Source organism: Actinophytocola sp. (assembly GCF_045807065.1).
Classification (GTDB): domain Bacteria; phylum Actinomycetota; class Actinomycetes; order Mycobacteriales; family Pseudonocardiaceae; genus Actinophytocola.
Genome location: NZ_JBJMIE010000605.1, coordinates 1 through 2,793 on the forward strand (window position 1 = coordinate 1; position 2,793 = coordinate 2,793).

Annotated in this window: 2 protein-coding genes; both read left to right on the top strand. The window is 73.9% G+C overall.

What is annotated here, in order from left to right; genetic code table 11:
• Positions 1 to 507, top strand: a 507-nt coding sequence (locus ACJ73U_RS35325) for a DoxX family protein (protein ID WP_407782104.1), incomplete at its 5' end; no start/stop codon positions are given.
• Positions 508 to 613: 106 nt separating this feature from the next.
• Positions 614 to 2,793: TIM-barrel domain-containing protein (locus ACJ73U_RS35330; RefSeq protein WP_407782105.1), on the top strand; the 2,180-nt coding region annotated here is incomplete at its 3' end.

The following is a 2,793-nucleotide window of genomic DNA, read 5'->3' on the forward strand; positions in this document are numbered from 1 at the left end:
GCCCAGGTGGCCGCCGGCGTCGCGCTCGGGCTCGGGAAGTTCCCGCGCCTGTCGGCGTTGGTCCTCGCCGCGAGCCTGGCACCCACCACCATGGCCGGTCACCGGTTCTGGGAGCACGACGACACCGCGGACCGCGCCGCGCAACGGATCCACTTCCTGAAGAACGTGGGCCTGATCGGCGGTCTCCTCATCGCGGCGGCCGACACCCACGGCAAGCCGTCCCTGTCCTGGCGGACCAGGCACGCGACCGACGCCCTGGTCGACTCGGTCCAGGGCACGGTCCAGGGGGCAGCCGCCTCGGTGCAGGGCACGGTGCAGGGCGCGACCGCCTCGGTGCAGGGCGCGGCGAAGTCGGCCCGCGGAACCGCGAAGGACGCGGCGAAGTCAGCCCGCGGGAGCGCGAAGGACGCGGCGAAGTCGGCGCGCGGAACCGCCAAGGGCGCGGCCAGGTCCGTCGAGTCCACGGCGAAGACGCTGAAGAAGAGGTCGGCCGCACTCATGCCGTGACGCGGCACCCTGGCCCGCCACGCGGAGGACCTACCCCCGACCCGTCAACCGCGCACCGCCGGCCGAGGTTTGACAGCGGTAGATCATCGGAGCAGGGTCGGTCACCGTGCCGAACACCGCGTCACGCAGTCGGTTCGCAGCTCGTCCGCTGGCGGCGCTCGGTGCGGTGCTCGCACTGCTCGGCGGTGCGCTCGCGACCGCGCCGCCGGCCGGCGCGGACGACGCGGATGTCGGGGCGGCCGCGCAGCGGCACGGGGCGACGGTCACCGCGGGGCCGGTTCGCGTCCAGGTGCTCAGCCCGACGGTGCTGCGGTTGGAGTACGCCGAGGACCGGCACTTCGAGGACCGGCCGTCGTTCGTGGCGGCCGCCCGGGCGCCGCGGCCGAGCCGGTTCACCATGGTCGACACCCGTGCCGAGCTGCGAGTCCGGACCGATGCCCTGGAACTGCGCTACCGCAAGGGAACCGGGCGGTTCCAGCCAGCCAACACCACGCTGGAGCTGACGGTCGGCACGCGCCGCGTCCAGGTGCACCCCGCGTTCGGCTCGCCCGCCCGCGAGGACGCGCTCGGCGGCTGGTACCGGGGACTGGACTACTACCCGGAGCAGGCGGGACCGGTGTCGGACATCGACCTGCACGAGGGTCTGCTGCACCGCGACGGCTGGTACCTGCTCGACGACACGGCCACCGCGCTGCGCACCCCGGACGGCTGGGTCACACCCCGCCCCGCGCGCACCGGCGCCTACCAGGACGGTTACCTGTTCGGTTACGGCCACGACTACCAGCGCGCACTGCGTGACCTGCGCACGCTGACCGGGCCCACCCCGCTGCTGCCCAGGTGGGCGTTCGGGACCTGGTTCTCCAAGTACCAGGCCTACACCGACCAGGACTACCGCGACAGCCTGCTGCCCGCCTTCCGCGCCAACCGGGTGCCGCTCGACGCGCTCGTGGTCGACACCGACTGGAAGGCGCCCAACACCTGGGCGGGGTGGAACTGGAACCCCGACCTGTTCCCCGATCCACCCGGCTTCCTGAGCTGGACCGCCGGCCAGCACCTGCAGACCGTGCTCAACGTGCACGCCGCGATCTCCGCCGACGACCCGCGCTACGCCCAGGCGCAGTCGATCGCCGGCGGTGGTCTCGCGCCGGCCACGAGCAGCTTCGCCCCGTCCGCGCACCGGTTCGACTGGACCGACCGCGCCCAGTACGACGCGTGGCGCTGGCTGCACGAGCCGTTCGAGGACCAGGGCGTCCGCCAGTGGTGGCTGGACTACTGCTGCGACGACAGCACCGTCGGGGTCGCCGGGCTGACCCCGGACAGCTGGATCAACGAGCGTTACCAGCGCGACGCCGAGGCACGCGGGCTGCGCGGGTTCTCCCTCGCCCGGGTGGGCGCGTCGTTCCCGGACTACACCACGCCCGGCGGGTCGGGTGCCTGGGGCGAGCACCGCAGCACCGTCCACTTCACCGGCGACACCAAGGCGGACTGGCCCACGATCGCCTTCGCCGCCGCGATGACCCCGGCCGAGGGCTCGGTCGGCATCTCCTACGTCAGCCACGACATCGGCAGCTTCGCCGGTCAGCACCTGCCCGACGACCTGTACCTGCGCTGGGTGCAGCTCGGCGCGTTCCAGCCCGTCCTGCGGCTGCACTCCGACCACGGTGACCGCCTGCCGTGGGAGTACTCGCCGGCGGTCGCCGGCCCCGCCGAGGACTTCCTGCGGCTGCGCGAGTCGCTGGTGCCCTACCTGTACGCGGCGGCCCGGGCGGCCTACGACACCGGGTTGCCGATGACCAGGGCGCTGTACCTGGAGTGGCCCGACCTGGCCGAGGCCTACCAGCACCCCACCCAGTACCTGCTCGGGCCGGACCTGCTGGTCGCCCCCGCCACCACGCCGGGGCTGGCCACGACGTCGACGGTCTGGTTCCCGCCCGGCACGTGGACCGACGTGTTCACCGGCGAGACGTACGCCGGCCCGGCCGCGGTCCCCGTGACCGCCACGCCGGACCGGATGCCGGTGTTCGCGCGTGCCGGGGCGGTCGTGCCGCGTGCCGCGGACGCGCGGAACGTCGCCAGCCAGCCGGCGGACGCGCTGACGCTCACGGTGTACCCGCACGCGTCCGGCCGGACGTCGCTGTACGACGACGCCGGCGAGGGGTTGGGCTACCGCGACCACCAGTACGCCACCACCGATGTCCGCTACCGCGAGGCCGGCCGGCAGTCCGAGCTGAGGATCGCGCCGCCGGCCGGGCGCTATCCCGGTCAGCCCGCCGCCCGCGCGTACAC